The 22,364-nt window shown below is 56.4% G+C and carries 23 protein-coding genes; 5 read left to right on the forward strand and 18 right to left on the reverse strand.

Annotated features, from left to right (window positions below):
• Nucleotides 1–10 precede the first annotated feature (10 nt).
• The 3 genes from O4G22_RS07970 to O4G22_RS07980 form a co-directional block, all read right to left on the reverse strand.
• Nucleotides 11–490, reverse strand: coding sequence for a hypothetical protein (locus O4G22_RS07970; RefSeq protein WP_306701475.1), 480 nt, complete (start codon nucleotides 488–490; stop codon nucleotides 11–13).
• Nucleotides 491–574: 84 nt separating this feature from the next.
• Nucleotides 575–1,096: a hypothetical protein gene (locus O4G22_RS07975; protein ID WP_102748142.1), complete on the reverse strand. Its 522-nt coding sequence runs from the start codon at nucleotides 1,094–1,096 to the stop codon at nucleotides 575–577.
• Between the two features lie 80 nt (nucleotides 1,097–1,176).
• On the reverse strand, nucleotides 1,177–2,085 hold the full coding sequence (locus tag O4G22_RS07980) for a hypothetical protein (RefSeq protein WP_306701476.1): 909 nt from the start codon (nucleotides 2,083–2,085) through the stop codon (nucleotides 1,177–1,179).
• Nucleotides 2,086–2,209: 124 nt separating this feature from the next.
• Between O4G22_RS07980 and tsaB the strand changes: the two genes are divergently transcribed.
• Together tsaB and O4G22_RS07990 are read left to right on the forward strand one after the other, a co-directional pair.
• Nucleotides 2,210–2,878 carry a tRNA (adenosine(37)-N6)-threonylcarbamoyltransferase complex dimerization subunit type 1 TsaB gene (tsaB, locus tag O4G22_RS07985; protein ID WP_306701477.1) on the forward strand — a complete coding sequence of 223 codons (669 nt, stop codon included), beginning with the start codon at nucleotides 2,210–2,212 and terminating at the stop codon, nucleotides 2,876–2,878.
• A gap of 72 nt (nucleotides 2,879–2,950) precedes the next feature.
• Complete coding sequence (locus tag O4G22_RS07990) at nucleotides 2,951–4,093, forward strand: citrate/2-methylcitrate synthase (protein WP_094135857.1); 1,143 nt, start codon at nucleotides 2,951–2,953, stop codon at nucleotides 4,091–4,093.
• 453 nt (nucleotides 4,094–4,546) lie between these two features.
• Here the strand turns inward: O4G22_RS07990 and O4G22_RS07995 are convergent, their stop codons facing one another.
• The gene (locus O4G22_RS07995) at nucleotides 4,547–5,011 is read right to left on the reverse strand and encodes a tRNA (cytidine(34)-2'-O)-methyltransferase (protein ID WP_297404070.1); all 465 of its coding nucleotides are present in this window, start codon (nucleotides 5,009–5,011) and stop codon (nucleotides 4,547–4,549) included.
• An 80-nt stretch (nucleotides 5,012–5,091) separates the two neighbouring features.
• On the opposite strand from O4G22_RS07995, the gene O4G22_RS08000 reads away from it, so the two are divergent.
• Complete coding sequence (locus O4G22_RS08000) at nucleotides 5,092–5,655, forward strand: ribonuclease H-like domain-containing protein (protein ID WP_022198735.1); 564 nt, start codon at nucleotides 5,092–5,094, stop codon at nucleotides 5,653–5,655.
• A gap of 182 nt (nucleotides 5,656–5,837) precedes the next feature.
• Here O4G22_RS08000 and smpB read toward each other — a convergent pair whose 3' ends face one another.
• From smpB to O4G22_RS08015, 3 genes are all read right to left on the reverse strand, one after another.
• The gene (gene smpB / locus O4G22_RS08005) at nucleotides 5,838–6,296 is read right to left on the reverse strand and encodes an SsrA-binding protein SmpB (RefSeq protein ID WP_012420611.1); all 459 of its coding nucleotides are present in this window, start codon (nucleotides 6,294–6,296) and stop codon (nucleotides 5,838–5,840) included.
• A gap of 114 nt (nucleotides 6,297–6,410) precedes the next feature.
• Nucleotides 6,411–6,632, reverse strand: a complete 222-nt coding sequence (locus O4G22_RS08010) for a DNA-directed RNA polymerase subunit omega (protein WP_094135859.1) — start codon at nucleotides 6,630–6,632, stop codon at nucleotides 6,411–6,413.
• 74 nt (nucleotides 6,633–6,706) lie between these two features.
• Entirely contained in the window at nucleotides 6,707–7,273 is a 567-nt protein-coding gene (locus tag O4G22_RS08015) for a pseudouridine synthase (RefSeq protein ID WP_297667974.1), read from the reverse strand.
• A gap of 93 nt (nucleotides 7,274–7,366) precedes the next feature.
• On the opposite strand from O4G22_RS08015, the gene O4G22_RS08020 reads away from it, so the two are divergent.
• Both O4G22_RS08020 and O4G22_RS08025 read left to right on the forward strand, forming a co-directional pair.
• The gene (locus O4G22_RS08020) at nucleotides 7,367–8,155 is read left to right on the forward strand and encodes a hypothetical protein (RefSeq protein ID WP_306701478.1); all 789 of its coding nucleotides are present in this window, start codon (nucleotides 7,367–7,369) and stop codon (nucleotides 8,153–8,155) included.
• 103 nt (nucleotides 8,156–8,258) lie between these two features.
• Nucleotides 8,259–8,714, forward strand: coding sequence for a nucleoside-diphosphate kinase (locus O4G22_RS08025; protein ID WP_094135860.1), 456 nt, complete (start codon nucleotides 8,259–8,261; stop codon nucleotides 8,712–8,714).
• Nucleotides 8,715–8,860: 146 nt separating this feature from the next.
• On the opposite strand, the gene O4G22_RS08030 is transcribed toward O4G22_RS08025, so the two are convergent.
• The 11 genes from O4G22_RS08030 to O4G22_RS08080 form a co-directional block, all read right to left on the reverse strand.
• The gene (locus O4G22_RS08030; RefSeq protein ID WP_306701479.1) at nucleotides 8,861–9,682 is read right to left on the reverse strand and encodes a glycosyltransferase family 2 protein; all 822 of its coding nucleotides are present in this window, start codon (nucleotides 9,680–9,682) and stop codon (nucleotides 8,861–8,863) included.
• Between the two features lie 8 nt (nucleotides 9,683–9,690).
• Nucleotides 9,691–10,635, reverse strand: coding sequence for a glycosyltransferase family 2 protein (locus O4G22_RS08035; RefSeq protein WP_306701480.1), 945 nt, complete (start codon nucleotides 10,633–10,635; stop codon nucleotides 9,691–9,693).
• A 136-nt stretch (nucleotides 10,636–10,771) separates the two neighbouring features.
• Nucleotides 10,772–11,440: a prepilin-type N-terminal cleavage/methylation domain-containing protein gene (locus tag O4G22_RS08040; protein WP_297404067.1), complete on the reverse strand. Its 669-nt coding sequence runs from the start codon at nucleotides 11,438–11,440 to the stop codon at nucleotides 10,772–10,774.
• Nucleotides 11,441–11,459: 19 nt separating this feature from the next.
• Nucleotides 11,460–12,728 carry a type II secretion system F family protein gene (locus tag O4G22_RS08045; RefSeq protein WP_306701481.1) on the reverse strand — a complete coding sequence of 423 codons (1,269 nt, stop codon included), beginning with the start codon at nucleotides 12,726–12,728 and terminating at the stop codon, nucleotides 11,460–11,462.
• Nucleotides 12,729–12,799: 71 nt separating this feature from the next.
• Nucleotides 12,800–14,458 (reverse strand): GspE/PulE family protein, encoded by a 1,659-nt coding sequence (locus O4G22_RS08050; RefSeq protein ID WP_295978074.1) that lies wholly within the window; start codon nucleotides 14,456–14,458, stop codon nucleotides 12,800–12,802.
• A 28-nt stretch (nucleotides 14,459–14,486) separates the two neighbouring features.
• On the reverse strand, nucleotides 14,487–16,127 hold the full coding sequence (locus tag O4G22_RS08055; RefSeq protein WP_290488104.1) for a GspE/PulE family protein: 1,641 nt from the start codon (nucleotides 16,125–16,127) through the stop codon (nucleotides 14,487–14,489).
• A 211-nt stretch (nucleotides 16,128–16,338) separates the two neighbouring features.
• Nucleotides 16,339–17,343 carry a tRNA dihydrouridine synthase DusB gene (gene dusB, locus O4G22_RS08060; protein ID WP_295978076.1) on the reverse strand — a complete coding sequence of 335 codons (1,005 nt, stop codon included), beginning with the start codon at nucleotides 17,341–17,343 and terminating at the stop codon, nucleotides 16,339–16,341.
• A gap of 268 nt (nucleotides 17,344–17,611) precedes the next feature.
• Nucleotides 17,612–18,121, reverse strand: coding sequence for a YlbF family regulator (locus O4G22_RS08065; RefSeq protein ID WP_306701482.1), 510 nt, complete (start codon nucleotides 18,119–18,121; stop codon nucleotides 17,612–17,614).
• A 158-nt stretch (nucleotides 18,122–18,279) separates the two neighbouring features.
• Entirely contained in the window at nucleotides 18,280–19,446 is a 1,167-nt protein-coding gene (locus O4G22_RS08070) for a pyridoxal phosphate-dependent aminotransferase (RefSeq protein ID WP_094135869.1), read from the reverse strand.
• A 169-nt stretch (nucleotides 19,447–19,615) separates the two neighbouring features.
• The gene (gene murJ, locus O4G22_RS08075; protein ID WP_306701483.1) at nucleotides 19,616–21,181 is read right to left on the reverse strand and encodes a murein biosynthesis integral membrane protein MurJ; all 1,566 of its coding nucleotides are present in this window, start codon (nucleotides 21,179–21,181) and stop codon (nucleotides 19,616–19,618) included.
• 12 nt (nucleotides 21,182–21,193) lie between these two features.
• Nucleotides 21,194–22,285 (reverse strand): adenylyltransferase/cytidyltransferase family protein, encoded by a 1,092-nt coding sequence (locus O4G22_RS08080; protein ID WP_094135871.1) that lies wholly within the window; start codon nucleotides 22,283–22,285, stop codon nucleotides 21,194–21,196.
• Between the last annotated feature and the right edge of the window lie 79 nt (nucleotides 22,286–22,364).

The following is a 22,364-nucleotide window of genomic DNA, read 5'->3' on the forward strand; positions in this document are numbered from 1 at the left end:
GTCAGGATCTTTACCATTTGAGGAGGGTATTTCCTCCCTGGGCGAATCCGGAGAGCAGGGTACCCATTGCTGAGGTTTTCTGGGCTCTCGCATTGGCGCGGCCCATGTATTGCTCCATGTTGGCGCGGTTGTACAGGGATTGGGCGTTCCTCATGGCTTCCGCCGCTTCGTCCTGAATCCGGGTTTGCAGGCGCGTCGCCAGAGCCTGTTCCCTGATGGGAACGGAACCTTCCCGGAGCAGGGAGGATTGGGCGGCGTCCAGTCGGGCTTCTCCCATTTGGCGCGCAGCGTCCTGCTGCATGCGTTTGGCATTTTCCATCCCTGTCTGTTTTTGGAGGTTCGCTTCGTTCCTGAGTGTGGCGGCATTGGCATCCGCCGCCTGTCTGGTGGCTTCCGCGCTTTTTTTCTGTGCAGACGCGGACGCCGCGCCTGCTACCGCTGAAGTAGCGGCCAACGTTATTATTCCCAATGATGCTGGATCAAATCCCATGCGCGCATTCTGATATGAAAAACGGTTCAGGCGCAAAACGCCTGAACCGTTCGACATGAATCAGGGTTTGGCGCAGAAGGGGGATTATTCAATCACGATGCTTTCAATGTTCAGCACCGGACGTTCCGGAGTGGAATGGGGATCAATGGTTCCGGTAATGATGACGGCGTCCTGTTCTTTCAGCCCGTTCACGCCTTTGGCGGAGTGTTTGATGGGCTGCCCCTGTTCATCCACGAACTGGACGGTCATCGTATTGTTTTTCCGTATTTCCACAGGTACCGTACCGGCGGCCCAAACTCCTTTCTCCTTCATGTTGACCAGGAGCTGAGCCGGGTCCCCAATGGTGAAGGAGGCAATGTTCTTTGAAAAGACGGGGTCATCTCCGATCACTGCTCCCTTGACGGTGACTTTGTCGCCCGGAGCCGCTTTTCTGGCATCTGAAACGACCAGGGCGCGTGGCAGGCCAACCATATTTTCCGCGAATCTCACGGCCATCTTCTGGGTAATGTTCTGGTCGGAAGTGAGGGCGTTTACCGTTTCCTTGGGATTGCAGCCCATCAGGGAAACTGAAGCCATCGTCAAAATAATCAAGCGTGTGGTGTGCATGGAATCTCCTTTCTGTCGAAAGGTTGGATTCCTTTTCTCCTTCTGCCGTTCATCATTCCGTGTAAGGAAAAGAATATTTTTTACAGGAACAGCCCGGCAGCCAGCATGGCGAGGTCCCTGAGAACGTCCCACAATTTTTCCGCATTGTGGATGCAGTCCGCCAGAAAGCGGTGGAGGCTGACGGCGTTGAACAGGCGCAGGAGCGCCAAGAAGAGAAGAAGATTGGCAAAATATACGAGAATCAAAGAGAAGAAGGTGCCGTTGTCCGCCAGGTCCGGCTGATCCTTGGGAATGATCCACGCCGTCCAGAACAGGTGGAAGCACCACCAGAAGCCCAGGCCGGAATAAAGAAGGGCCTGGCAGGTGACCGTAGGCCAGAAGATGTACGTTACACCCCATACCAATCCCCACAGCATGGCCCAGAGAGGCAGGAAATAGGGGGAAAGGGAGATAAAGATGTTGTTTTTATCCGTCTGGATGTAACCTCCGTCCAGATCCGCTTTGAAAGCATGGATGGAGCCGCGGCTGCAAATAACCGCCAGCGCGTGCGTCAGTTCATGCCCCAATACGTACAGGTACAGCAGGGAGGACGTGAACAGCCTGCTGCTGCCCAGCACCACCCACACGGCAGCTCCCATCAGGGCGTACCATACGGGAATGGAGAAGAGGATATTGAGGCTGCCGGAGGCATGGGCCAGCTGGTCGCACAGGGACATGGCCGTGATCAGAGCCAGCGGGAGCAGGATAAGGGTGGCTACGGCATGCCTGGTGAACCGGGTTCTGCGCGGGAGGTCCATGAAGGAAAATTCCTGGCATTCGTCCTCCCAGTATTCGGAGGAGACCTGGGCGCGGTAAGTCTTGTCCCAGGCGTCCCGGTTGCATTGCCTCATCATGTCGCCGAGGCTTGCCGCGGATCTTGGTTTCCGGGCGGTTTCTGCATACCGGCGCCAGTCCTGGCGCGGCGGTGTGTGTCTGGGGGCCTTGGGCATGCGGTGTGAGGTCTGAAGCCAGCATAAAGGGACTTGGCGAGAAATGCGAACCAAATTTGCCTCTTCCGGAAACCGGAGGAAAAAATGTTTTATGCGCGTTGGATGTTCCTGTATAATCCGCCGCATGCAAGATGTCCTGCTGGTTCTGGAAACTTCCTGTGTGCAGTCTTCCGCTGCGGCTTGGAGCGGGGAAAGACTGCTGTGCCAGACGGCATGGAGAGCGGAGCGCAATCATTCTTCCGCTATTTTCAAAGCGGTGCGGCAGGTCCTGGATGCTTTGGAAGGGCGGCGTTTGAAGGAAATCGTGGTAGGTTCCGGTCCGGGCTCTTACGGCGGAATCCGCGTCGCGCTCGCCGTGGCGGACGGTCTTTCCCTGGTGCACGGTTCCCGCGTGGCGGCTTTTTCCTCATGGAACGGGCTGGATTTGCTGCATGGGAAGGCCTGCGTAATGTCAGACGCCCGGCGTGGCGGCTGGACGTGGGGGAAGCTGGAAAACGGCGTTCTGACGGATGTGCCGGCAGTATTGTCCGCGGAGCAGGCCCGCGCCTGCGTGGCGGAGTGTTTGGAAAAAGGCGTGCCCGTTTTTTCCACGGAAACGGCGGAACATCTGACCGCCCGGGAAATGTCGGGGATTGTTCCCGTGTGTCCTTCTGCGGGGGCGCTCGGAGTCGCGTGGATGGCCCAGACGGAGGCCCGCAGAGAAGAACTTCTGGAAAGTCCGGCGGAACCGCTGTATATAAGGGCTCCGCACATCACCCGCGCCAAACGTCCCGCATGGGCCGTGAAGGCGTAATTAAGGTTTGACTTTCTGGAAGATTGTTAGACTTTTAACCGGTAATCTTCACCACCAGTAGTATTTTTTAACATGAGCAATGACACTTTTTCCGAACGCCTCGCATATCCCAAAGGTTTAAAAGGAATCATCGCCAATGAATCCGCTTTGAGTGACGTGCGCGGCGAGGAAGGGCGTCTGTTGTATCTGGGCTATGATATTGATGATCTGGTGGAGATGTGCTGTTTTGAAGAAGTGGTTTATCTGCTTCTCAACAAGCGTCTTCCCAACCGGGAGGAATTGGAGAGCATCAAGAAGCGCCTCCGTTCCGACCGCGACCTGCCCCAGCCCATTCTGGATTTCTTTAAAACGGCCACCAAGTCCGCCCGGCCCATGTCCGCCCTCCGGACGGCTGTTTCCATGCTCGGCATGTATGACGACCGGACGAAGGACGCCGGGCAGTTGAAGGAAATAGGCCTCAGCCTCATTGCCAAGGTTCCCGTGATGGTGGCGTATTACTACCGTTTGTGCCAGGGGCTGGACCTTCCCCCCGTTCGGGAAGACCTGAGCGAGGCGGAACATTTCCTGTGGTTGCTGAAGGGGGTGGAACCGGATCAGGATGAAGCCCATATCCTGGAGGTAGCCTACATCCTGCACGCAGACCATGGCATGAATGCCTCCACCTTTGCGGCCCGCGTCTGCATCGCCACGCTTTCGGATATGTATTCCGCCATCACAGCGGCCATCGGCACGCTGAAAGGGCCGCTTCACGGCGGTGCCAATGAGGGCGTGATTGAAATGCTCAAGGAAATAGGCACGGAGGACCGGGTGGACTCTTACATTGAGGACAAGCTGGCGCGGAAGGAAAAAATCATGGGCATGGGCCACCGCGTGTACCGCGTGCTGGACCCCCGCGCCCCGCATTTGCGCCGCATGGCCATCCGCCTCGCCTCCCGGATCGGAGAACCCAAGTGGATACGCATGTCGGAACGCATCGCGAAACTTGTTCGGGAGCGCAAGGGATTGAATGCCAATGTGGATTTTTATTCCGCCACGGTTTATTACAGCATCGGGATTCCCTCCAGGCTGTTTACCGCCATTTTCTCCATTGCCCGCTGTAGCGGCTGGGTGGCCCAGGTGCTGGAACAAATGGAAGATAACACGCTGTACAGGCCGCTGACTCTTTACACGGGGCCCAAGGACCGCATTCCGGTTCCTACGATAGACATGCGGTGACAAGTTTTGAGCGGGAAAGGCGCCGGATATGGCTTCCGGCGCCTTTTCTGTAAGTGTCTCCCGCTTCTCCGTAATGTTTGTTCATTGTCCTGGGCATTTCCTTCCTTCTCCCCGTTCCGTCTGGCTGGGGAAATGATTCCCGTAGTACTGGCGGTGAGCCTTTTGGCTGCGGGATTCCGGAGATTCTATATTAGCGGTTAGTTCTAGACGTTGATGTTCTTTTGACCGGCCTTCCATATAGTGGGGCACATGGCGCTTTTGCAGAGGCCCCTTTCAAGTGATTCCGGAGGGCTGGCGGGAGTCCCCCGCAACCCGTCTGACCGGGTGGCCCGTGTTACGGTGGAGTTTTATGCCTTTCCCGTAGAAAAATATTTGATGCGCAGGAAATATGCCGGAAAAGAGCCGGCAGGCATTTTCAGATCCCTTTTTCCCGTGATGGCCACGGCGGCCTCGTCAAATGCCTGTCTGGCGCAGTCCTTCATAAAGAACAACAGCTACGGCTGTGGATAGATTCAGGCTGCGGGCTCCTTCCCCGGGCATCGGAATCGTCAGGGCGGTATCTGCGTACTCTCTCAGCATGCTTTCCGGCAGTCCTCGGGATTCCGGTCCAAAAACCAGATAGTCCCCCGCATGAAAAACCGCATTCCAATGGGAACGTGGCGCCTTGGTGCTCAGGTACCAGAATTGCGCGCCGGGGGCTGCCGCCTGCTTCAATTCCTCCAGGCTGTCCCAGACATGCAGATCCACTTTGGCCCAATAGTCCAGCCCCGTACGGCGCACATGCTTTTCATCCAGGCTGAACCCCAAAGGTTTGATCAGATGGAGCCTGGAACCCGTTGCCAGAGCCAACCGTCCGGCGGCTCCCGTATTATGCGGAATTTCCGGATGAAACATGACGATGTGGAAACGGGGCTGCATGCGCTTATTCTCATCACAAACATGCCTCCCGTTCAAGTGGGACTTGTCCAAAAGTGGCAAATAATGTACGTTTTCACCCGATGAGAGACATCGTGTATTTTGATTTGGAAACCCGTCATTCCGCGGCGGAGGTGGGCGGCTGGCACAATACGGCCGAGATGCGCCTTTCCGTGGGTGTGACTTATTCCACGGCTTCCGGAAAATATACGATTTATTCCGAGGAAATGGTGGATGATCTCATCCGGCAGCTTTCCCAGGCCGACCTGGTGGTGGGTTACAACCACGAGCATTTCGACTATGGCGTGTTGCAGCGTTATACGATGTGGAACATGATTGATATCACGAACAACCTTGATTTGTGCAAGGACATCGAACAGCGCGGGGGAGTGCGCGTCAAGCTGGATTCCGTGGCGGCCGCCTCCATCGGTTCTTCAAAAACGGCCGTGGGCACCCAGGCTCTCAAATGGTGGGCGGAATATGTGCAGACGGGCAATACGGAGCTTTTAATGGATATAGCCCGTTATTGCTGTTTTGACGTGAAGGTGACGAGGGATGTGCACTGGTACGGTGCGGAGCACGGTTTCATCCGTTATGATGATAAAAAGGGCGGCCAGGTGGAATTGCCCGTAGATTGGAAGTTGTAATTCTGTGGGCATTTCCGGACGGCTGTGGCCGTTTTTTCTCCGGGTGCTGGAATATGTCTGGTTTCCCGCCTTTGGCGGCGCTGCCGTTTGTCCCGGGCGGATGCCGGTTATCAAGAAATGGCAGGGGCAGAGAAAAAGCTTCCGACAGGAGGCGGATGTCAATCGCATGGTTGCCGTTTGGCTTACCGGCGGTTGATGCGGGCCACTTCCCGCTGGGCTTCGCGCATTTCCACGCGGGCTTTCAAATCGTAGCGCTGGTCGCGGTGAGTTTTGCCCTTGCCCAGGCCAAGAGCCAGTTTCACCTTGCCGTTTTTCCAGTACAGCTTGAGGGCCACCAGGGAGCAGCCTTTCTGGGAAGTCTGCTGCTCCAGTTTGAAGATTTCCCGTTTATGGAGAAGAAGACGGCGGGGGCGGCGCGCCTGGTGCTGGAAGAATTCTCCTGCTGTCTCCCAGGGCTGGATGTCGCAGCCGTACAGGAGCATCTGGCCGTTTTCCACCCTGGCGAAGGAATCGGCAATGTTCACCTTGCCGGCGCGGATGGACTTGACTTCCGTGCCCTTGAGTTCCATGCCGCATTCGTAGGTGTCCAGAATTTCGTAATCCCGGCGGGCTTTTTTGTTGGTGGAAATGTCGGAGCTCATGGCACGAAGGGGAGAAGGAGGAAAAGGCCCCGGACTGGGAGACCGGGGCCTTGCTGGATAGAGAGGATTCCGTACGGAATTCCGGTCCGGAACGGCAATAAAGGGAATGTATTGTTATTGGTTGTCTTCCTGGAGGTCGCCGGATTCCGCATGATAGACGAGCTTGCCTTCAATGATCTCCGTCAGGGCAATGTTCGCGTTGCCCATATGGGGCGTGGTGGGTACCAGCGGAGCGCGGCCATTATTAAGCTGGGCAACGCGGCGGGAGACCACGTTGATCAGCATCTGGGGCTCGGAAATGATTTTGGAGGCTTGTTCGACGAGTTCGGCTTTCATGTAAAAAGGTCTAGGTGGATATCCTGATGCGGAAAAACATATAAGGGCGGCTTCTGCCCGGAATCAAGCCTATATTACGGCATGAGCTGCCTCCGCTCGCGGGAATCCAGCTCTTTCCATGCGCCGGGTTTCAGTCCCGACAAGGAGAAATTTCCGATTCTGGCGCGCAGAAGCCGGAGCGTGGGAAAGCCGATGGCGGCGGTCATGCGCCGCACCTGGCGGTTTTTCCCTTCCACCAGCGTCAATTCCAGCCATGAAGTGGGAATGGAGGCGCGGTAGCGGACGGGAGGGATGCGGGGCGGCACGTCAGGCTCCCTGCGCATGAGGCGTGCCCGGCAAGGCAGCGTGCAGTGCCCGCGGATGCGGAGGCCACCGAGTTCCAGCGGGCGCAGGTCCGTTTCGGAAGGAGTGCCTTCCACCTGGCTCCAATAGGTTCTGGGATGTCTGCCGGAGGGGTTCAGGAGACGGTCCGCCAAGCCCTTCTCATCGGATAGAAGAAGCAGCCCTTCCGAATCCGCATCCAGCCTTCCGACAGGATACACGCCGGGAGGAAAACCGAATTCGGCCAGTGTCCGGTGGTGGGGAGCCTCCTTCGTAAATTGGGAGAGAACACCGTAAGGTTTATTGAACGCCAGAATCATGCCGTGTGCGGCGAGGGTAGCATGAAATGCCGGCTTTGGCACGGGAATTTGAAGCGGCTTGACTTGTCTGCGTTGGGGAAGGAAAGTATCTGCATGCATGGAAAAACGGCAGGCTGCGTCCTGATGCTTGCGTGCTGCGTGCCCTTCTGGGTTCAGGCCGCGCCGGATACGGCAGAAGTGAAGGCAAAAATTGCGCGGAAAATCTGGCAAAACGAATGTGCCGGGACAATAAAGGGGCTGGTTTCCTGGAACCGGGGAGAGGCGTTTCCTTCCCTGGGCATCGGACATTTCATCTGGTTCCCAGCCGGAGTCACGGAAAGGTTTGAGGAAAGTTTCCCTTCTTTCATTCATTTCTGCCGCAGGAAGGGAGGCCGGGTTCCGGAATGGTTTTCCGGTGCGGCTCCGTGGCGGACCAGGGATGAGTTTGAAGCGGCGGATGTTCGCGGCGGTCTTCCTGAACAAATGCGCCGGTGGTTGTCCAGTCCGGCGGCCCTGCAAATGCAGGCGGATTTCATTATTGCCAGGTCTGTGGCCGCTCTGGAGCGTATCAAGAGCCAATCCCGCCGCCCGGAAGAGATGGCGGCCCGCTATTATGCCGTGGCGGCGGCGCCCAACGGCATGTACGCCCTGATTGACTACGTGAATTTCAAGGGAGAAGGAACCAATCCGGCGGAACAGTACGGGGGGAGGGGCTGGGGGCTCAGGCAGGTGCTGGAAGAAATGCGGCCTGTTTCTCCCGGACAGCCCGCGGCGGTTGAATTCGCGGAAGCGGCCAAAAGGGTGCTTCAGCGCCGCGTGGACAACAGCCCCCCGGGCCGCGGAGAAGCGCGCTGGCTTGCCGGATGGCGGAACCGGTGCGATTCCTATAAGAGGAATTGGTGACGAATTCCTTTCCTGACGGAAAAGACCAGTTGCGCAATTATCCTTGACCTGACGGGGATTAAGGTGTAATTCCCTCACTTCATCCTGAAACTTCGCTAAGTTTATGCCAGACACTCAAGAAGAAACAACGCTGATTCTGCTGAAGCCCGACTGTGTGCGGAAAAACCTTTCCGGCACCATTCTGAAACGTTTTTTGTCCGAAGGGTTTCGCCTGCGCGGCATAAAGATGATTCAGCTTGACGAACCGGTTCTCCGGGAACATTACGCCCACATTCTGGACCTGGTTATCAACGGAGAACCGCTTTTCCCGAAGCTGCTTGATTTCATGACCAGTTCTCCGGTCATCGCCATCGCCCTGAAGGGGCCCGGCGTTATTGTGCGCGTGCGCGAACTGCTGGGGCCCACCAACTCTCAGAAGGCGGAGAAAGGCACAATCCGCGGCGATTACGGAACAGACAGCATGATGAACATCTGCCATGCGTCCGACAGCCGTGAATCCGCCGCTGTAGAGCTGGCAAGATTTTTCCGGGAAGAAGAATTGTTTGACGGCCTTAATTAAGCGAAGGCCGCCTTTTTCCCGTCCGGTTCATTGTAGGCCGCAGCTGTTGTCGCAGTTGCGGCCTTGGTCGTGTCGGAACTGTGCTTCCTATGGGATGATGAAGAGGGAATACAGCGGTTTTGCAGGGAAAAGCAGAAAAGAACGGATTACTTTTCCCAGGGAGTGGTGAGATAAAGGAAGGCCTTTTTCATGCGGTAGGCCTCGCGCATGAAGCCGTCCATGATATTGTTGCAGCTGTGCTTGGAAAAGGAATAGCCGTAAATGCGCTTGATGGCGGCATCCTCCCCGTGCTGCTTCTGGCGCTTTAATTCCGCGTCCATGTCCCGGCGTTCGATGTTGGGGGCGCTCAGATTGTCGCCATGCCAGCGGAAATCCGCCAGCAGCCTGTTGTAATGCACGAATTTCTTTCCGGCACGGCCCAGGCGCGCGTAATATTCCCCGTCCATATCATAGTGGAAACGCTCGTCCAGCAGAAACCCCTCTTCAATAGTAGTGCTCCGGCGCAGGAACAATGCCGTGGAGGCCAGATAGGTTCCGTACCAGATGTGCATGTTCAGGCTGTAGGGCAGGGCTTTCATGGCGCGTTGGATATCTCCGTCCGGCCCGATGAAATTCCATGCTCCGTGCACGATATCCGCATCCGGGCGGGAATCCGCAAAGACCTTGACCGCCGCCAGAGCTCCCGGCAGCAGCCGGTCATCCGTATTCAGCCACATTACCCATTTCCCGCGCGCTTTGCGGAAGCCGCGGTTAATGCCTTCTGACATGCCGGAATCCTTCTCCACATGCAGTTTCAGGTGAGGATAGGAATGCAGGATATCCAGGGTGCCGTCCGTGGAGCCTGCATCCTGGATGATGTGTTCAAATGTGGCTCCTTTCTGGTTATGGACGCTCTCTATGCATTCCCGCACGTAGCGGGCGTAATTATAGCTGGGCGTAATGATGCTGAAGTCCGGTTCTGTGTCCATGGGCAAGGTCAGTTAAAAGGCTTGATGGAACGTTCCTTGGCGATGTAAATAGGGCGCTTTTTAACTTCCGTATAAGTCTTGGCCAGGTACTGGCCCAGAATGCCCAGGCACAGCAGCACGATGCCGCCCATCATGCAGAACACGCATACCAGGGAAGTCCAGCCGTAGGCGGAATGGGGCCAGATTAATTCGTGGACCGTCAAGATAATGATGGAAAGGAATGAGATGAAGGAAAGAAGCACCCCCATGATGGAGGCCAGCGCCAGGGGGGCGGTGGAAAAAGCCACAATGCCTTCAATGGAGTACAGAAACAGCTTGAAGAAAGACCACTTGGTTTGTCCTGCCACACGTTCCACATTTTCATATTCAAACCATTTGGTCCGGAACCCCACCCATTCGTACAGCCCTTTGGAAAACCGGTTGTACTCCTTCAGGGAAAGCAGGGCTTCCAGTACGGGACGGGTCATCAGCTTGTAGTCCCGGGCTCCATCTACGATGCGGGTGTCCGATATCTGGTGAATGGTCTTGTAAAAGGCACGGGCGAAAAAGGACCGCAACGACGGTTCCCCCTGCCGGGTGACGCGTCGCGTCCCCGCACAGTCGTACCCTTCCTCTTCAATGGCTTTCACCATATCCGGGAGCAGGGAGGGAGGATCCTGGAGATCCACATCCATGACGGCGGCATAATCCCCTGTGGCCGCTTCCAGGCCCGCATAGATGGCGGCTTCCTTTCCGAAATTGCGGGAGAAGGAAATGAATTTTACCTCAGGGGAATATTCCGCCATTTTCTTAATTATTTCAAGGGAACGGTCCGTGGAACCGTCGTCCACGAAGATAAGTTCCGGGGAATAGCCCTCCAGGCGTTCCTTGAAAACCCGGTCTACTTCTTGCTTGAACACCGGAATGGCTTCTTCTTCATTCAGGCAGGGAATGATCAGGGAAATGCGTTTCATATCAGTGCCCGAATCATACTTGAGAGGACGTACGGATACCAGAAAATAGTCCTAGCATGCACAAAGCCTTCCTCCGCCTTTTGGCGGAGGAAGGCTGCCGGAGAAGGAAGCCGTGAGCGGCAAAATACCGGTAAAGTCAGAATTTCGGCAGGTTGCCGATGTCATCTTCGTTTTCAGGGGCGTGCGGGTCTTTCAAATCACTATCCCCGTCTTTTCCAAAAGACCAGAAATCATAATCCGGATTCAGGCCGTTGCCCATTTTCAGGTTTCTGGCCCTGTCAGTTCTGGTGGGGATGGACTGTTCGCTGCCCAGACGGTAACGGTAGGGAGAACCCCATGGATCCGCCAGAATATAAAGGGTAACCGGTCTGCCGTCCTTGCCTTTCACATGGACCTCCCGGACAGTCGGATTGCTTTTGGGCTGCGTAGAGGGATTCAGCTCGTCATTGTAAATGGTTGTATCCCTGGCAGGGACACCCTCATTCTTATGGTCGCCGAACAGGGCCATGTAAACTACATTGGAGCTGTATTCCTCCCCGTCGGCCACGGCTACGCCGTGATTGTTGAAGGGAGCTTCCGTGCCGTAGGGATAGCGGTCATGGTCGCTGTGGTAGCTCTCCAGCCCCATTTCAATTTTGCGGACAATGGATTCCGTAGCCTGTTCATTTTTTCTGGTTTCAAGCCAGGTGTAAATGGAGATGGTCAGCGTGGCCAGCACCACGATGATCACCATCACCACCAGGATTTCCATGAGGGTGAACCCCTTTGCCTCCCGGAGCCTGCGGTATGCGGAGTGAATTTTCATCTGCTTCTGCTTGAGCGGGTTACCCCATCTTTTCAATAACCTGCAGGAGGGGCAGGAACATGGCGAACACAATGCCGCCCACGACCACGGCCAGGAATACGATCATGATGGGTTCCAGCATGGAGGTCATGGCTCCCACGGCATTGTCCACTTCATCGTCATACACATCCGCGATTTTCAGGAGCATGTCCGGCAGTTGGCCTGTTTCTTCCCCCACGTCCACCATGGAGATCACCATGGGCGGGAAAAGCTTGGAGGAGGACATGGGCGTCACTACGGATTCGCCTTCTTTGACGGAGCCATGGATGAGGCCGATGGCGTCTCCCACGATCATGTTGCCGGCGGTGTCCTTCGTGATGGTAAGCGCCTGGAGGATGGGAACGCCGGAAGTCACCAGCGTGCCGAAGGTTCGGGCAAAGCGGGCGATGGCGCTTTTGCTCTGGACATTGCCGATGACCGGCATTGTCAGCAGTGCGGAGTCAATCTTGCGGCGTCCGTTGGGCGTCTTGCTCATGGCCGTGAAGACAGCGTACAGGATGGCGACTACAGCGGCCAGAATGACGGCATTGGGTACGAAGAAGGGAGCGGCCATGAACCAGTCGCTGATGCCGAACACAAACTCGGAAATACCGGGAAGCTCCTGATTCTGCTCTGCGAACATCGCCTTGAATTTGGGCACGATGACCAGCATCAGGAAGATCACAATGCCTACGGCGATGAACAGGACGATGGAGGGGTACACCATGGCGGAGATCACCTTGCTTTTCAGTTTTTGAGCCTTTTCCTGGTATTCCGCCAGACGGTTCAGCACGACTTCCAGCACGCCGCCCAGTTCCCCTGCCTTAACCATGTTGACAAACAGACGGTCAAAAATTCTGGGGTGTTGGGCCAGGGCTTCCGAGAAGGTGGAACCGCCTTGAACGGAATCTCCCAGAGCTTCGATGGTTACGCGCAGGTTGGGGTTTGCCTCCTGTTTGGCCAGCACGTTCAGACTCTGGAGCAGGGGAAGCCCTGCGTCAATCAGCGTAGCAAGCTGGCGGGTGAAAATCATCAGAGCCTTGGCCTTGATTTTGCCTCCCAGCTTGCCTTTTTGCTTCTTGGCCCCCTTGGCCTTTTTCTTGGCGGCAGGCGTCTGCTGAATTTTGCCCTTGCCCGCTTCTACGATCTGGGTGGGGTACAGGCCATGCGCCCGGATGGCTTCCATGGCCTCCGCTTCGGAGTTGGCCTCCAGGGCGCCTGTTTTCTGGTCGCCTTTATGGTCAAGTGCTGTATATTGATATTTAGGCATATATATTATGTTTTAAGTGTTTTTTCTTGGTGGTTGAAATAAGGGGGGAAGCAATGGCGTCCGGTTGTCCATTAAGTATATTTCAGCACTTCTTCAATAGTAGTGTTGCCGTCATAAATATTTCTCAGCCCGTCTTCCCGCAGCGTGGACATGCCCATTTCAATGGCTTTCTGTTTTAGCACCACGGAAGGAGCGCGATCCGTAATCATGTCACGCAGGGTGTCGTTAATATCCAGAAGCTCATAAATTCCCTTGCGGCCCCTGTAGCCGGAATTGGAGCATTTATCACAGCCGCGGCCCGTGAAAAAGTGCTTGTCCCCCAATTCATAAGGAGATACGCCAAGCTGGGAGAGGATGGTGGATGAGGGTTCATACGGCGTGCGGCAGTCCGGACAGATGGTGCGCACCAGGCGCTGGGCAAGCACCCCTTCCAGGGAGGCGGCCACCAGGAAAGGTTCGCACCCCATGTCCACCAGTCGCGTAATGGCTCCGGCAGAGTCGTTCGTATGCAGGGTGGAGAGAACCAGGTGCCCCGTCAGGGATGCCTGGATGGCGATTTGAGCTGTTGCCATGTCTCGCATTTCCCCCACCAGAATACGGTCCGGGTCCTGTCGCAGGAAGGCGCGCAGCACCATTGGGAAGTCCAGGCCGATGGCTTCATTGATGGGAATCTGGATGATGCCGTCAATGTCGTATTCAACGGGGTCTTCCGCCGTCAGAACCTTGGAATCAATGGTATTGATTTCACGCAGGGCGGCATACAGCGTGGTTGTCTTGCCGGCGCCGGTGGGGCCGGTAACGATGAAAATGCCGTTGGGCTTGTGGACTGTGTCCAGAATATACTCGTGGATATGCGCCGGAAGCCCCAGATTGTCCATGTTCAGGTTGACGGAAGAACGGTCCAGGACGCGGAGCACTACGGATTCTCCGTACTGAGTGGGGAGGGAAGAAACGCGCATGTCCACGGAACGGTCCCCTATCTGCTTGACGATGCGGCCGTCCTGCGGAATGCGACGTTCCGCAATGTTCATGTTCGCCATGACCTTGACGCGGGAAATGACCGGCACAGACAGGTGAACGGGGGGCGGCTGCATTTCATACAGGGCGCCGTCCACACGGTAGCGGATTTTGAATTCCTTCTCAAAGGGTTCAAAGTGAATGTCGGAGGCCTTCTCCTTGATGGCCTGCGTAATGACGAGGTCCACAAAGCGGATGACGGGAGCGGCGGCGGAATCTTCCGTCTCATTGTTGACCTGCATGTTGTTCAGTTCCTGCATCAGGTCGGACATGGCGGCGGATTCGCCTCCATAGAGTTCATTGATACGGTCAGAAATCTGGTAATCCGGCGCTACCAGAACATGGATGTCCTGGCCGAGGGCGAAGCGCAGGTCTTCTACCGTCTGGGGATTCAGGGGATCCACCAGGCAGACGTACAGGCCTTCCGGGCCGTGCCGAACAGGGAGCGCCCCGTGCAGGCGCACGAGCGTGGCCGGCATCATGTTCTGCACATTCGGGTCAGGCTGGAAGTTGTCCAGTGTAATAAATTCCGTACCCAGGTCGCTGGCGATCATCTGCCAGATGTCGTCCTTGCTGCCGATAATGCCGAAGTCCGCAAGCACTTCCGGCAGTTCCTTGCCGGAGGCGGTCATTTCCTCCTTGATGTCCTTTGCCAGGGATTTGTCGATCATTCCCCGGCCGATAAAAAGTTCCAGTGTGAGGTTGGTGTCCATAATAAGCAGAATGAATAGCGGGGAAAAATCAGTTGGCGTCTCCCATGGTGACGTTCAGCACTTCTTCCGGAGAAGTAAGCCCGGCCAGCACTTTGCGTACGCCGTCTTCTCTCAAGGTTCTCATGCCCAGTTCCCGGGCGCGCTGGCGCAGCTGGGGGGAAGTCAGGTTCTCGTTAATCATGCGGCGCACCTCGTCGTCGATTTCGAAAATTTCAAACAGGCCCATTCGTCCCTTGAATCCGCCGCCGCGGCAAAAGTCGCAGCCGTGGGGCGCCTTGATTTGGCCCTGGGCAAGGCGGGACATATCAATGTTCAGCGTATGCGCCTGCTTTTCCGTCAGAGCGCCGTCCACCTTGCAGCGGTCACACAGCTTGCGGACGAGACGCTGGGCCATGATGGCGCGGACGGAGGAGGCGATCAGGAAGCGTTTGATGCCGATGTCCGCCAGACGGGCCACGGCGCTGGGCGCATCATTGGTGTGAAGGGTGGAGAATACGAGGTGCCCCGTCAAGGAGGCGTTGATGGCGATGCTGGCTGTTTCCATGTCTCGAATTTCCCCAATCATGATGATGTTGGGAGCCTGGCGGAGCATGGCGCGCAGGGCGGCGGCGAAGGTCATGCCGATATCCGCTTTCACCATGACCTGGTTGATGCCGGAGAGTTCATATTCCACAGGATCTTCCACCGTGATGATTTTTTTATCCGGGCGGTTGATGTGGTTCAGGCACGCGTAGAGGGTCGTGGTCTTACCGGAGCCGGTAGGCCCCGTTACCAGGATAATGCCGTCCGGCAGGGTAATGAGGCGGTCGAACACGGCTTCATCATCCGAGAAAAATCCGAGCTGGGGAAGGCCCAGCACCAGGGCGGATTTATCCAGAATACGCATGACGATGCTTTCCCCGTGGTTGCTGGGGACGGAGGAAACACGGAGGTCGATTTGCTTGCCGCCGATGCTCATCTGGATGCGTCCGTCCTGGGGCATGCGTTTTTCCGCAATGCTCATGGTGGTGCTCATTACCTTGAGGCGCGCGATGATGGGGCTGAGCAATTTTTTGGGATGCGTGGCAACCTCCACCAGCTTGCCGTCCACGCGGTAGCGGATGCGGAGCCTGTTTTCCATGGGTTCAATGTGAATATCGGAGGCCCTCATCTTGAAAGCGTCCGTCAGCATTTGCTGCACCAGCCGGATAATGGGAGCGTCCTCCCCTTCCAGTCCGTCGGTTTCTTCCGGAACGCTCAGATCCCGGTAAAATTCATTTAACCGGCTTTCTACCGCGCTGCGGGTGGCGACGCTGAAAATCACGTCCCGTCCCATCAGCTGGGGCAGGCTGTCCATCGTCTCCAGATTCAGGGGATCGTCAATGGCTATGTTGATGGAAAAACCGTCGTCGGAAATGGGAATGGCCCGGAAACGTCTGGCAAGTTCCGGCGTGATGAGTTCGCGCACCTCCTGGGGAATGTGCATGGCGCCCAGGTCTACAACGGGGAGAAGGGAGTTGGACGCCGCCACCTGGGCGATGACGTCTTCCGTAAGATAATTGGCCTGAATCAAAAAATCGACCAGGTCCTGGGTGGGAGATTTTTGACTGCGCGCGTACTGAAGAATTTCTTCATTCAGATATCCGGCCTGCGTAAGAAGTTCGATGAGATATGATTCGTTGGAGTACACGTCGATCTCTGGATGCTATTGTTGAAAGTCTGCCGAAATGGAGCGGCAGGATACTCCCCTATTTCTGACAGGTTCGGAACGTAAAGTCAACTTAGCTTCCCTCAAAATGGCATTTTTTTTCAGGCGTGTGCGAAGGAGGAAAAAAACTCTTTCCCTCTCCGCCGTTTCCCGAATCTGCGGAATCTCCCGGAAGGAGGGATTTTCCCTGTTTTCAGGGCTTCTGGCCGGGAAGGTTGGAAAGCAGGTCTTCCAGTTCCGACATGCTGGATACGCGCACCAGGCGGGAGCGCATTTCCTTGGCGCCGGGAAATCCCTTCGTATAAGCCAGGATTCGTGACCTCATATGGCGCATGGTGTGAAGTTCGTCCCCATAATGGCGGGACTCCAGGGCCATCCGGGCATGCCGCAAAATCAGGTTTGTCTTTTCCTGCGGGGCTCTGGCCGGCGGCATGGCCCCGTGCAGCAGATAATACTTGGCGTCTCCGAAAATCCATGGGTTTTCCATGGCCGCACGACCAATCATGACGCCGCTGACGGCCGTATTCTCTTTTACATACGCTACTGCCTGCGGGGTGGAAATATCCCCGTTCCCGATAACCGGCACGGACATGGCCCGCGCGCATTCGTCAATAATGTCCCAGTTGGCCGTCCCCGAATACTGCTGGGAGCGGGTGCGTCCGTGAATGGTAATCATGGAAATTCCCTCATTCTCCAGCAGGCGGCACGCGTCCATGGCGCACAGGCTCTGGAAATCCCAGCCAATGCGTATTTTGGCTGTGACGGGGATTCGTTCTCCTACGGCTTTCACGACGCTTCCGGCTACGGAAGCCAGCAGGGGCAGATCTTTCAGGAGGGAAGAACCTCCATTTTTGCCAACCACTTTGGGAACCGGGCAGCCGAAGTTGATGTCGATAAAATCCGGCTTCTCATGGTCAAGGATCATTCTGGCCGCCTCTCCCATGTGGTTTCCGTCCGCCCCGAAGAGCTGGATGCCTATGGGGCGATGGGCATTTTCTATCTTTGCGTACCTGCGGTTCCTCTCCCATGCCTGGAGAATGCCTTCCGCAGAGACGAATTCCGTCACCATCACATCCACTCCCAGTTCCTTGCAGATGGTGCGGAATATAGGGTCCGTCACTCCTGCCATTGGAGCCAGGAATAGTGGGAAATCCGTTTTGAAGAACGGGAGGGGAGCGGGACGGTTGGAAAAAGTCATGATTCCTTAGGGTGAGGCTAGCACGGGTTTCTATTCCATTCAAGCATCTTGCCTGTTTGGGCGGGGAGGGGAAGACGCAACATGACGGTACTGCGCAGGCATCGGAACTTTGGAAAAATACGGTGAGCGATAAGGAGGCGCGGTATTCCTCCCGGTCTCCCGGAGGGAATTGCAGGCGTGCAGGACAACATCTTTGCGTGCGTTTTCAGGAAGAAAAAACGGCTTCACTTGTTGAGTGAAGCCGTTTGGCAAAAGTTGAAAGATTGTTTTAATGGTTGCCGCAGCCGCAACCGCCGTCCTTGTGGTCGTGGTCGCACTTGCCCTCGCAATCACAATTTTCCTTGTCGCACTGGCCGCCGCAGGAGCAGGAAGACTGGGCGCTCATGGCGCGCTGGCGGGCTTCCTCTATTTCTTCAGGAGTGGGGGCGCGGCCCAAGTCAATGGACATGCCCAGATAATGATTGATGGTGTTCAGAAGTTCGTCAATGGTCTGGCGCGCTTCCAGGAAGCCGCGGGCCGCATCATTCTTGATGACGTTTTCACGCAGGGCGTCGAACTTGGAAATTTCCTCTTCGGTAGGAGGCATCCCGGCCAGGTGCTTGTTGCGCAGTTCTTCACCGTAAGCGTTGACTTCCTCAAAAAGCTTGGTTGCTTCAGGATTCTGGAAAAAGAGACCTATTTTTGCCTTGGAGGCCACAATTTTGTCTTCCTTGGCGAGCAGGTTGCAAAGGGCTTCCGTGGCGGCGCGCAGGTTGTCGTTGAGAACGGGGGTATTCATATGGAATTTATTTAATCATGTCTTTTCGTGCAGGGCAATCCGGTTGCGAGGCATGGCGCGCATTTCCTTGACGCAGATTTGCTGCAGGCGGGAAACCCGGAAGAATAAAAAGGCGTTCCACGTTAAGCGGAACGCCTTTTGATGATGATCAACGTTTTTTAATGCGCCTTGCAGAATTCTTCAAAGCGGTCCAGCGCTTCCTTCAGAATGTCCAGCGTGGTGCAGTAGCTGATGCGGATAGCCTTGTCATTGCCGAAGGCGATGCCGGGGACGGCCGCGACCTTGTAGCGTTCCAGAAGCTTGTCGCACAGGTTCAGGGAGGTGAGCCCCAGCCTGCTCGTGTCCACAAAGAAATAGAAAGCGCCCTGCGGTTCCACAACGCTGATGTTCGGGATGGCGCTGAGGCGGGAGTAAACGTACTGGCGTCGCATGTCGTATTCGTCGCGCATGTCGCTGATGAAACTCTGGTCTCCCGTAAGGGCCTCAATGCCGCCGTACTGGGCGAAGGTGCAGACGTTGGACGTGGTGTGGTCCTGAATCATCTGGATGGCCTTGGCAATGGCGGCCGGAGCTGCGGAGTAGCCCAGGCGCCAGCCGGTCATGGCGTAGCCCTTGGAAAAGCCGTTGATGGTGATGGTCAGGTCGTACAGTTCCGGACTGAGGGAGGCGATGCTGACGTGCTTGGTGTCTCCATATACGAGGTGTTCGTAAATTTCATCAGCCAGGATGAGGATGTCTTCGCTCAGGGCCACTTCTCCCAGGGCGCGCAGTTCTTCTTCGGAATAAACGGCTCCGGTCGGATTGTTCGGGGTAGTGAGGATGACCATTTTGGTGCGGGGGGTCATGGCTTCCTCAAATTGTTCGGCGGTAAGCTTCCATCCGTTTTCCGCCGTAGTTTCCACGATGACGGGAATGCCGCCGCACATGCGGACCATTTCCGGATAGCTGACCCAGTACGGTGCGGGGATGATGACTTCGTCTCCCTCGGATACGGTCGCCATGATGGCGTTGAAACAGGCATGCTTGGCGCCGGCTCCCACGGTGATCTGGGTGAAATCGTATTCCAGGTTGTTTTCCCTCTTGAGCTTTTCAGCGATGGCCTGGCGGAGTGCGGGCAGACCGGCGGAAGGCGTATATTTGGTGGCTCCGTTGTTCAGGGCCTCGATGGCTGCCTGCTTGATGTTTTCCGGGGTGTCCATTTCAGGTTCACCGCCTGCCAAACCGTAAACTTCTTCACCGGAGGCTTTCATAGCCTTGGCCCGGTTGGTCACCTTGAGGGTCAGGGAAGGGGTCAATGCCGCAATGCTGGGGGAAATCATGTCCATTGTTGTGGTGCAGTCGTAAATTTTGATGCCCTGGCGGAAAACAGGCTATTCTCCGCATAAGCGGAAAAACTTTACTCACTGAGCGCACCCCTGGCAAGGAGAATGCTTGCGGCGGCCATTCTTTTTCTTGCGGAGGGCGTTTCTCCCTTTGTAGAAGGGAATTTTCCCGTCAGCGTTTCAGGAGTTTGGCGCGCACCGCTTCCAGCTCCGGCGTTTTCAGCAGGAAAGCGGCTGCCAGATAAACGATGCCGGCACAGCCGCAGACCAGGGATATCCCCAGCACTCTGGCCGGGAAGGGCCAGTTCAGGAAGCCCTGGAGGAACCATGTCTTGCCTGCCCAGCACACCGCACCCAGCAATATTCCCGCCGCCATGATTCTGGACAGCCCGGAAAGCAGCGTCCGTCCGTCTGCGCCGCCCAGCTGGCGGCGCAGGTAAAGGAAGTAAAAGAGAAAATTGAAGGTAGTGACTACGGAGGTGGTCAGCGCCAGCCACGCCGCGTTTTTATGCAGGATATAGACAAAACAGTAGTTGAGGCCGATGCTGATGGCCAGAGCCGCGGCGGCGGCGATCAGAGGAACCCAGCGTTTTTCAAGAGCCAGGAAGACGGGCTGCACCACCTTGGTTCCGGCATAGCCCAGCAGGCCCAGGGAATAGGCCCCCAGCACTTCCCCCGTGTAGCGCACGGCCTCCTGGTTAAAGCGCCCCCACTGGTATACGGCGGAGACGAATTCCGTTCCCAGGATGGAGAGGATGAGAAAAGCGGGTACCGCAAAGAATGCCACCAGCCGCAACCCCTTGGCGATGTGGACGGCCACTTCCTTTCTCCCGTCTCCCACCATCATGCGGGAAACGGCGGGCAGCACCACCATGCCCGTCGCTACTCCGAAGAGCCCCACGGGAAGCTGCCAGAGTCGGAACGCCGTGGTCAGGGCGGTGACGGAGCCTTTTTGGAGATCCAGAGCGAACCCCGTATTGATGAAGATGGTGAATTGCGTCACGCCTGAAGCCAGCACGGAGGGGAGCATCAGCCCCCAGATTTTGCGCATGCGGGAATCGTCCCAGCGGAAATTGGGTTTCCAGCGGAAGCCGGTTTTTCTGAGTTTGGGAAGCTGCACGGCAATCTGGGCCATGCCCCCGATGGTAACGCCGCAGGCAAAACCATACAAAGCTTTGGGGCCGAAGGATGGATCAATGAAATATCCGATCAGCAGGCCGAACAGGACGGAAGTAACGTTGAAAGCGGCGGAGGCCAGCATGGGCAATCCGAAAACTCCCACTATGTTCAGCGCTCCCATGATGAGGGCGGACAGGGAGGCGAAGCCGATGAAAGGCCACATGAGGCGGCTCAGGTCCGTGGCGAACAATTGCTCCGCCGGAGAGTGATCCCCGCTGTAAAGGGCTTCCATGACGGGCCCCGCAAACAGAATCCCCAGGGTTACAATAGCGATCATCAGGGTGGAAAGCTGGGTTGCCACCTTGTTGGTCAGTTCCCACGCGGCCGCATCGCCCTGCGCCTCCCTCGTTTTGGAGGCTACGCTGGTATAGGATTGGGAGAGAGCTCCTTCCGCAAACAGGTCCCTTAACAGGTTAGGGATGCGGAAAGCCGTGTAAAAGGCGTCCAGGGCCCCGGTAGCCCCGAACAGGGAGGTGTACACAACTTCCCTGACCATGCCTGTCAGGCGACAGGCAAAGATAGCGCTGGAGGCAACCAGGCTGTTCCGCATCAGGGACATGGAAGAGGGAGTCTACTTGAACAGCTGGCGGCAATAAGGCTCCACCTTTTTCATTGCCGGGTTGTCCTTGACAGCCTGATCGCGATCATCCCGGCAGGGGAAAAGGTACAGGGCATATCCTCCGTAGCCGCCCCCCAGGTATTTTTTTGCAAGGGCGTTGGGAATATCCGGCAGGGGCCGCATTCCTTCGTCAAGCTGTACGCTGTAATACAGGGCTACGCCTGCCGCCAGGGTATTGATGTTGCGTTCCAGCACTCCGGTGCGGGCAATGAGGGAGGATTGGGAGATGCGTACGTAGTCCCGTTGTTCATCCGCCATTTTTGGAGTGTCGTGTTCCTCGCCCGTGTATAGAATAGCCATTCTGCCTTCCAGGAAGTCGCCCGTGCCTTTGACGTCCAGCACCGGAGAACTGCCGGAGCGCCATACGCACAACCCCGTTTCCGCGATGACGGCGGGATCCTGCCAGCCGACGCCCAGAGCGAGTTCGGAAGCGACCGGATCGCGCCCTTCCAACATGGCCCACGCGCCGCTACCTCCCAACCCGGAACGTTTTTCATACGGCCATTCGCAGAGGGAAACCATGGGGGTGATGGCGCAGTTGACCACATAGGAACCTTTTCTGGAGTAGCGGGGCACATCCAGCCATCCCCCGGCGAAGTCCACGCGAAGAGGTACGGAGGACGGAGCCTTAATGCGGTTCACCAGCATGGTGGTGGAAACGGGAGTGAATTTGGGGGGCGTTTTGGGAAGCACCACATAATCGGCTCCGACGCGGGCGCACAGCTCTTTCTTGATATCGCTGTAAAGGTCATCTTCCGTGACGGCCAGAATGTCCGGTTTTTCCTGAAGAAATTCCTCTTCAAAATCCAGGCCTTTCTTCATGCCGGTACCCAGAATAACCTTGTCAACCATGCGCAGGCTTTCCAGCAAAACTTTTTTGTGTTCGTCCGGAATGGACGGCTTGCGCTGCTTGTGGTGCCACAGCACGGGTTCCGAAGCAAAAGAGACGATCAGAAAGTCGCCCAGAGCACGGGCTTCTTCAAAAAACTGGATATGGCCAGCGTGGACAATATCATAGCAACCGGAGACGAAAACTTTTTTCATACGTGTGAAAATGATAATTAGTCTGCGGCAGTATGCCCTATTGCCGCGCCGGATGCAAGAGCGAGATGCAGGTATATCA

Source organism: Akkermansia muciniphila, from assembly GCF_030848305.1.
Taxonomy (GTDB): domain Bacteria; phylum Verrucomicrobiota; class Verrucomicrobiia; order Verrucomicrobiales; family Akkermansiaceae; genus Akkermansia; species Akkermansia muciniphila_A.

Coding starts and splice junctions, on each gene's coding strand:
- O4G22_RS07970 (WP_306701475.1), bottom strand. CDS start 490: ATGGGATTTGATCCAGCATCATTGGGAATAATAACGTTGGCCGCTACT.
- O4G22_RS07975 (WP_102748142.1), bottom strand. CDS start 1,096: ATGCACACCACACGCTTGATTATTTTGACGATGGCTTCAGTTTCCCTG.
- O4G22_RS07980 (WP_306701476.1), bottom strand. CDS start 2,085: ATGCCCAAGGCCCCCAGACACACACCGCCGCGCCAGGACTGGCGCCGG.
- tsaB (WP_306701477.1), top strand. CDS start 2,210: ATGCAAGATGTCCTGCTGGTTCTGGAAACTTCCTGTGTGCAGTCTTCC.
- O4G22_RS07990 (WP_094135857.1), top strand. CDS start 2,951: ATGAGCAATGACACTTTTTCCGAACGCCTCGCATATCCCAAAGGTTTA.
- O4G22_RS07995 (WP_297404070.1), bottom strand. CDS start 5,011: ATGCAGCCCCGTTTCCACATCGTCATGTTTCATCCGGAAATTCCGCAT.
- O4G22_RS08000 (WP_022198735.1), top strand. CDS start 5,092: ATGAGAGACATCGTGTATTTTGATTTGGAAACCCGTCATTCCGCGGCG.
- smpB (WP_012420611.1), bottom strand. CDS start 6,296: ATGAGCTCCGACATTTCCACCAACAAAAAAGCCCGCCGGGATTACGAA.
- O4G22_RS08010 (WP_094135859.1), bottom strand. CDS start 6,632: ATGAAAGCCGAACTCGTCGAACAAGCCTCCAAAATCATTTCCGAGCCC.
- O4G22_RS08015 (WP_297667974.1), bottom strand. CDS start 7,273: ATGATTCTGGCGTTCAATAAACCTTACGGTGTTCTCTCCCAATTTACG.
- O4G22_RS08020 (WP_306701478.1), top strand. CDS start 7,367: ATGCATGGAAAAACGGCAGGCTGCGTCCTGATGCTTGCGTGCTGCGTG.
- O4G22_RS08025 (WP_094135860.1), top strand. CDS start 8,259: ATGCCAGACACTCAAGAAGAAACAACGCTGATTCTGCTGAAGCCCGAC.
- O4G22_RS08030 (WP_306701479.1), bottom strand. CDS start 9,682: ATGGACACAGAACCGGACTTCAGCATCATTACGCCCAGCTATAATTAC.
- O4G22_RS08035 (WP_306701480.1), bottom strand. CDS start 10,635: ATGAAACGCATTTCCCTGATCATTCCCTGCCTGAATGAAGAAGAAGCC.
- O4G22_RS08040 (WP_297404067.1), bottom strand. CDS start 11,440: ATGAAAATTCACTCCGCATACCGCAGGCTCCGGGAGGCAAAGGGGTTC.
- O4G22_RS08045 (WP_306701481.1), bottom strand. CDS start 12,728: ATGCCTAAATATCAATATACAGCACTTGACCATAAAGGCGACCAGAAA.
- O4G22_RS08050 (WP_295978074.1), bottom strand. CDS start 14,458: ATGGACACCAACCTCACACTGGAACTTTTTATCGGCCGGGGAATGATC.
- dusB (WP_295978076.1), bottom strand. CDS start 17,343: ATGACTTTTTCCAACCGTCCCGCTCCCCTCCCGTTCTTCAAAACGGAT.
- O4G22_RS08065 (WP_306701482.1), bottom strand. CDS start 18,121: ATGAATACCCCCGTTCTCAACGACAACCTGCGCGCCGCCACGGAAGCC.
- O4G22_RS08070 (WP_094135869.1), bottom strand. CDS start 19,446: ATGGACATGATTTCCCCCAGCATTGCGGCATTGACCCCTTCCCTGACC.
- murJ (WP_306701483.1), bottom strand. CDS start 21,181: ATGTCCCTGATGCGGAACAGCCTGGTTGCCTCCAGCGCTATCTTTGCC.
- O4G22_RS08080 (WP_094135871.1), bottom strand. CDS start 22,285: ATGAAAAAAGTTTTCGTCTCCGGTTGCTATGATATTGTCCACGCTGGC.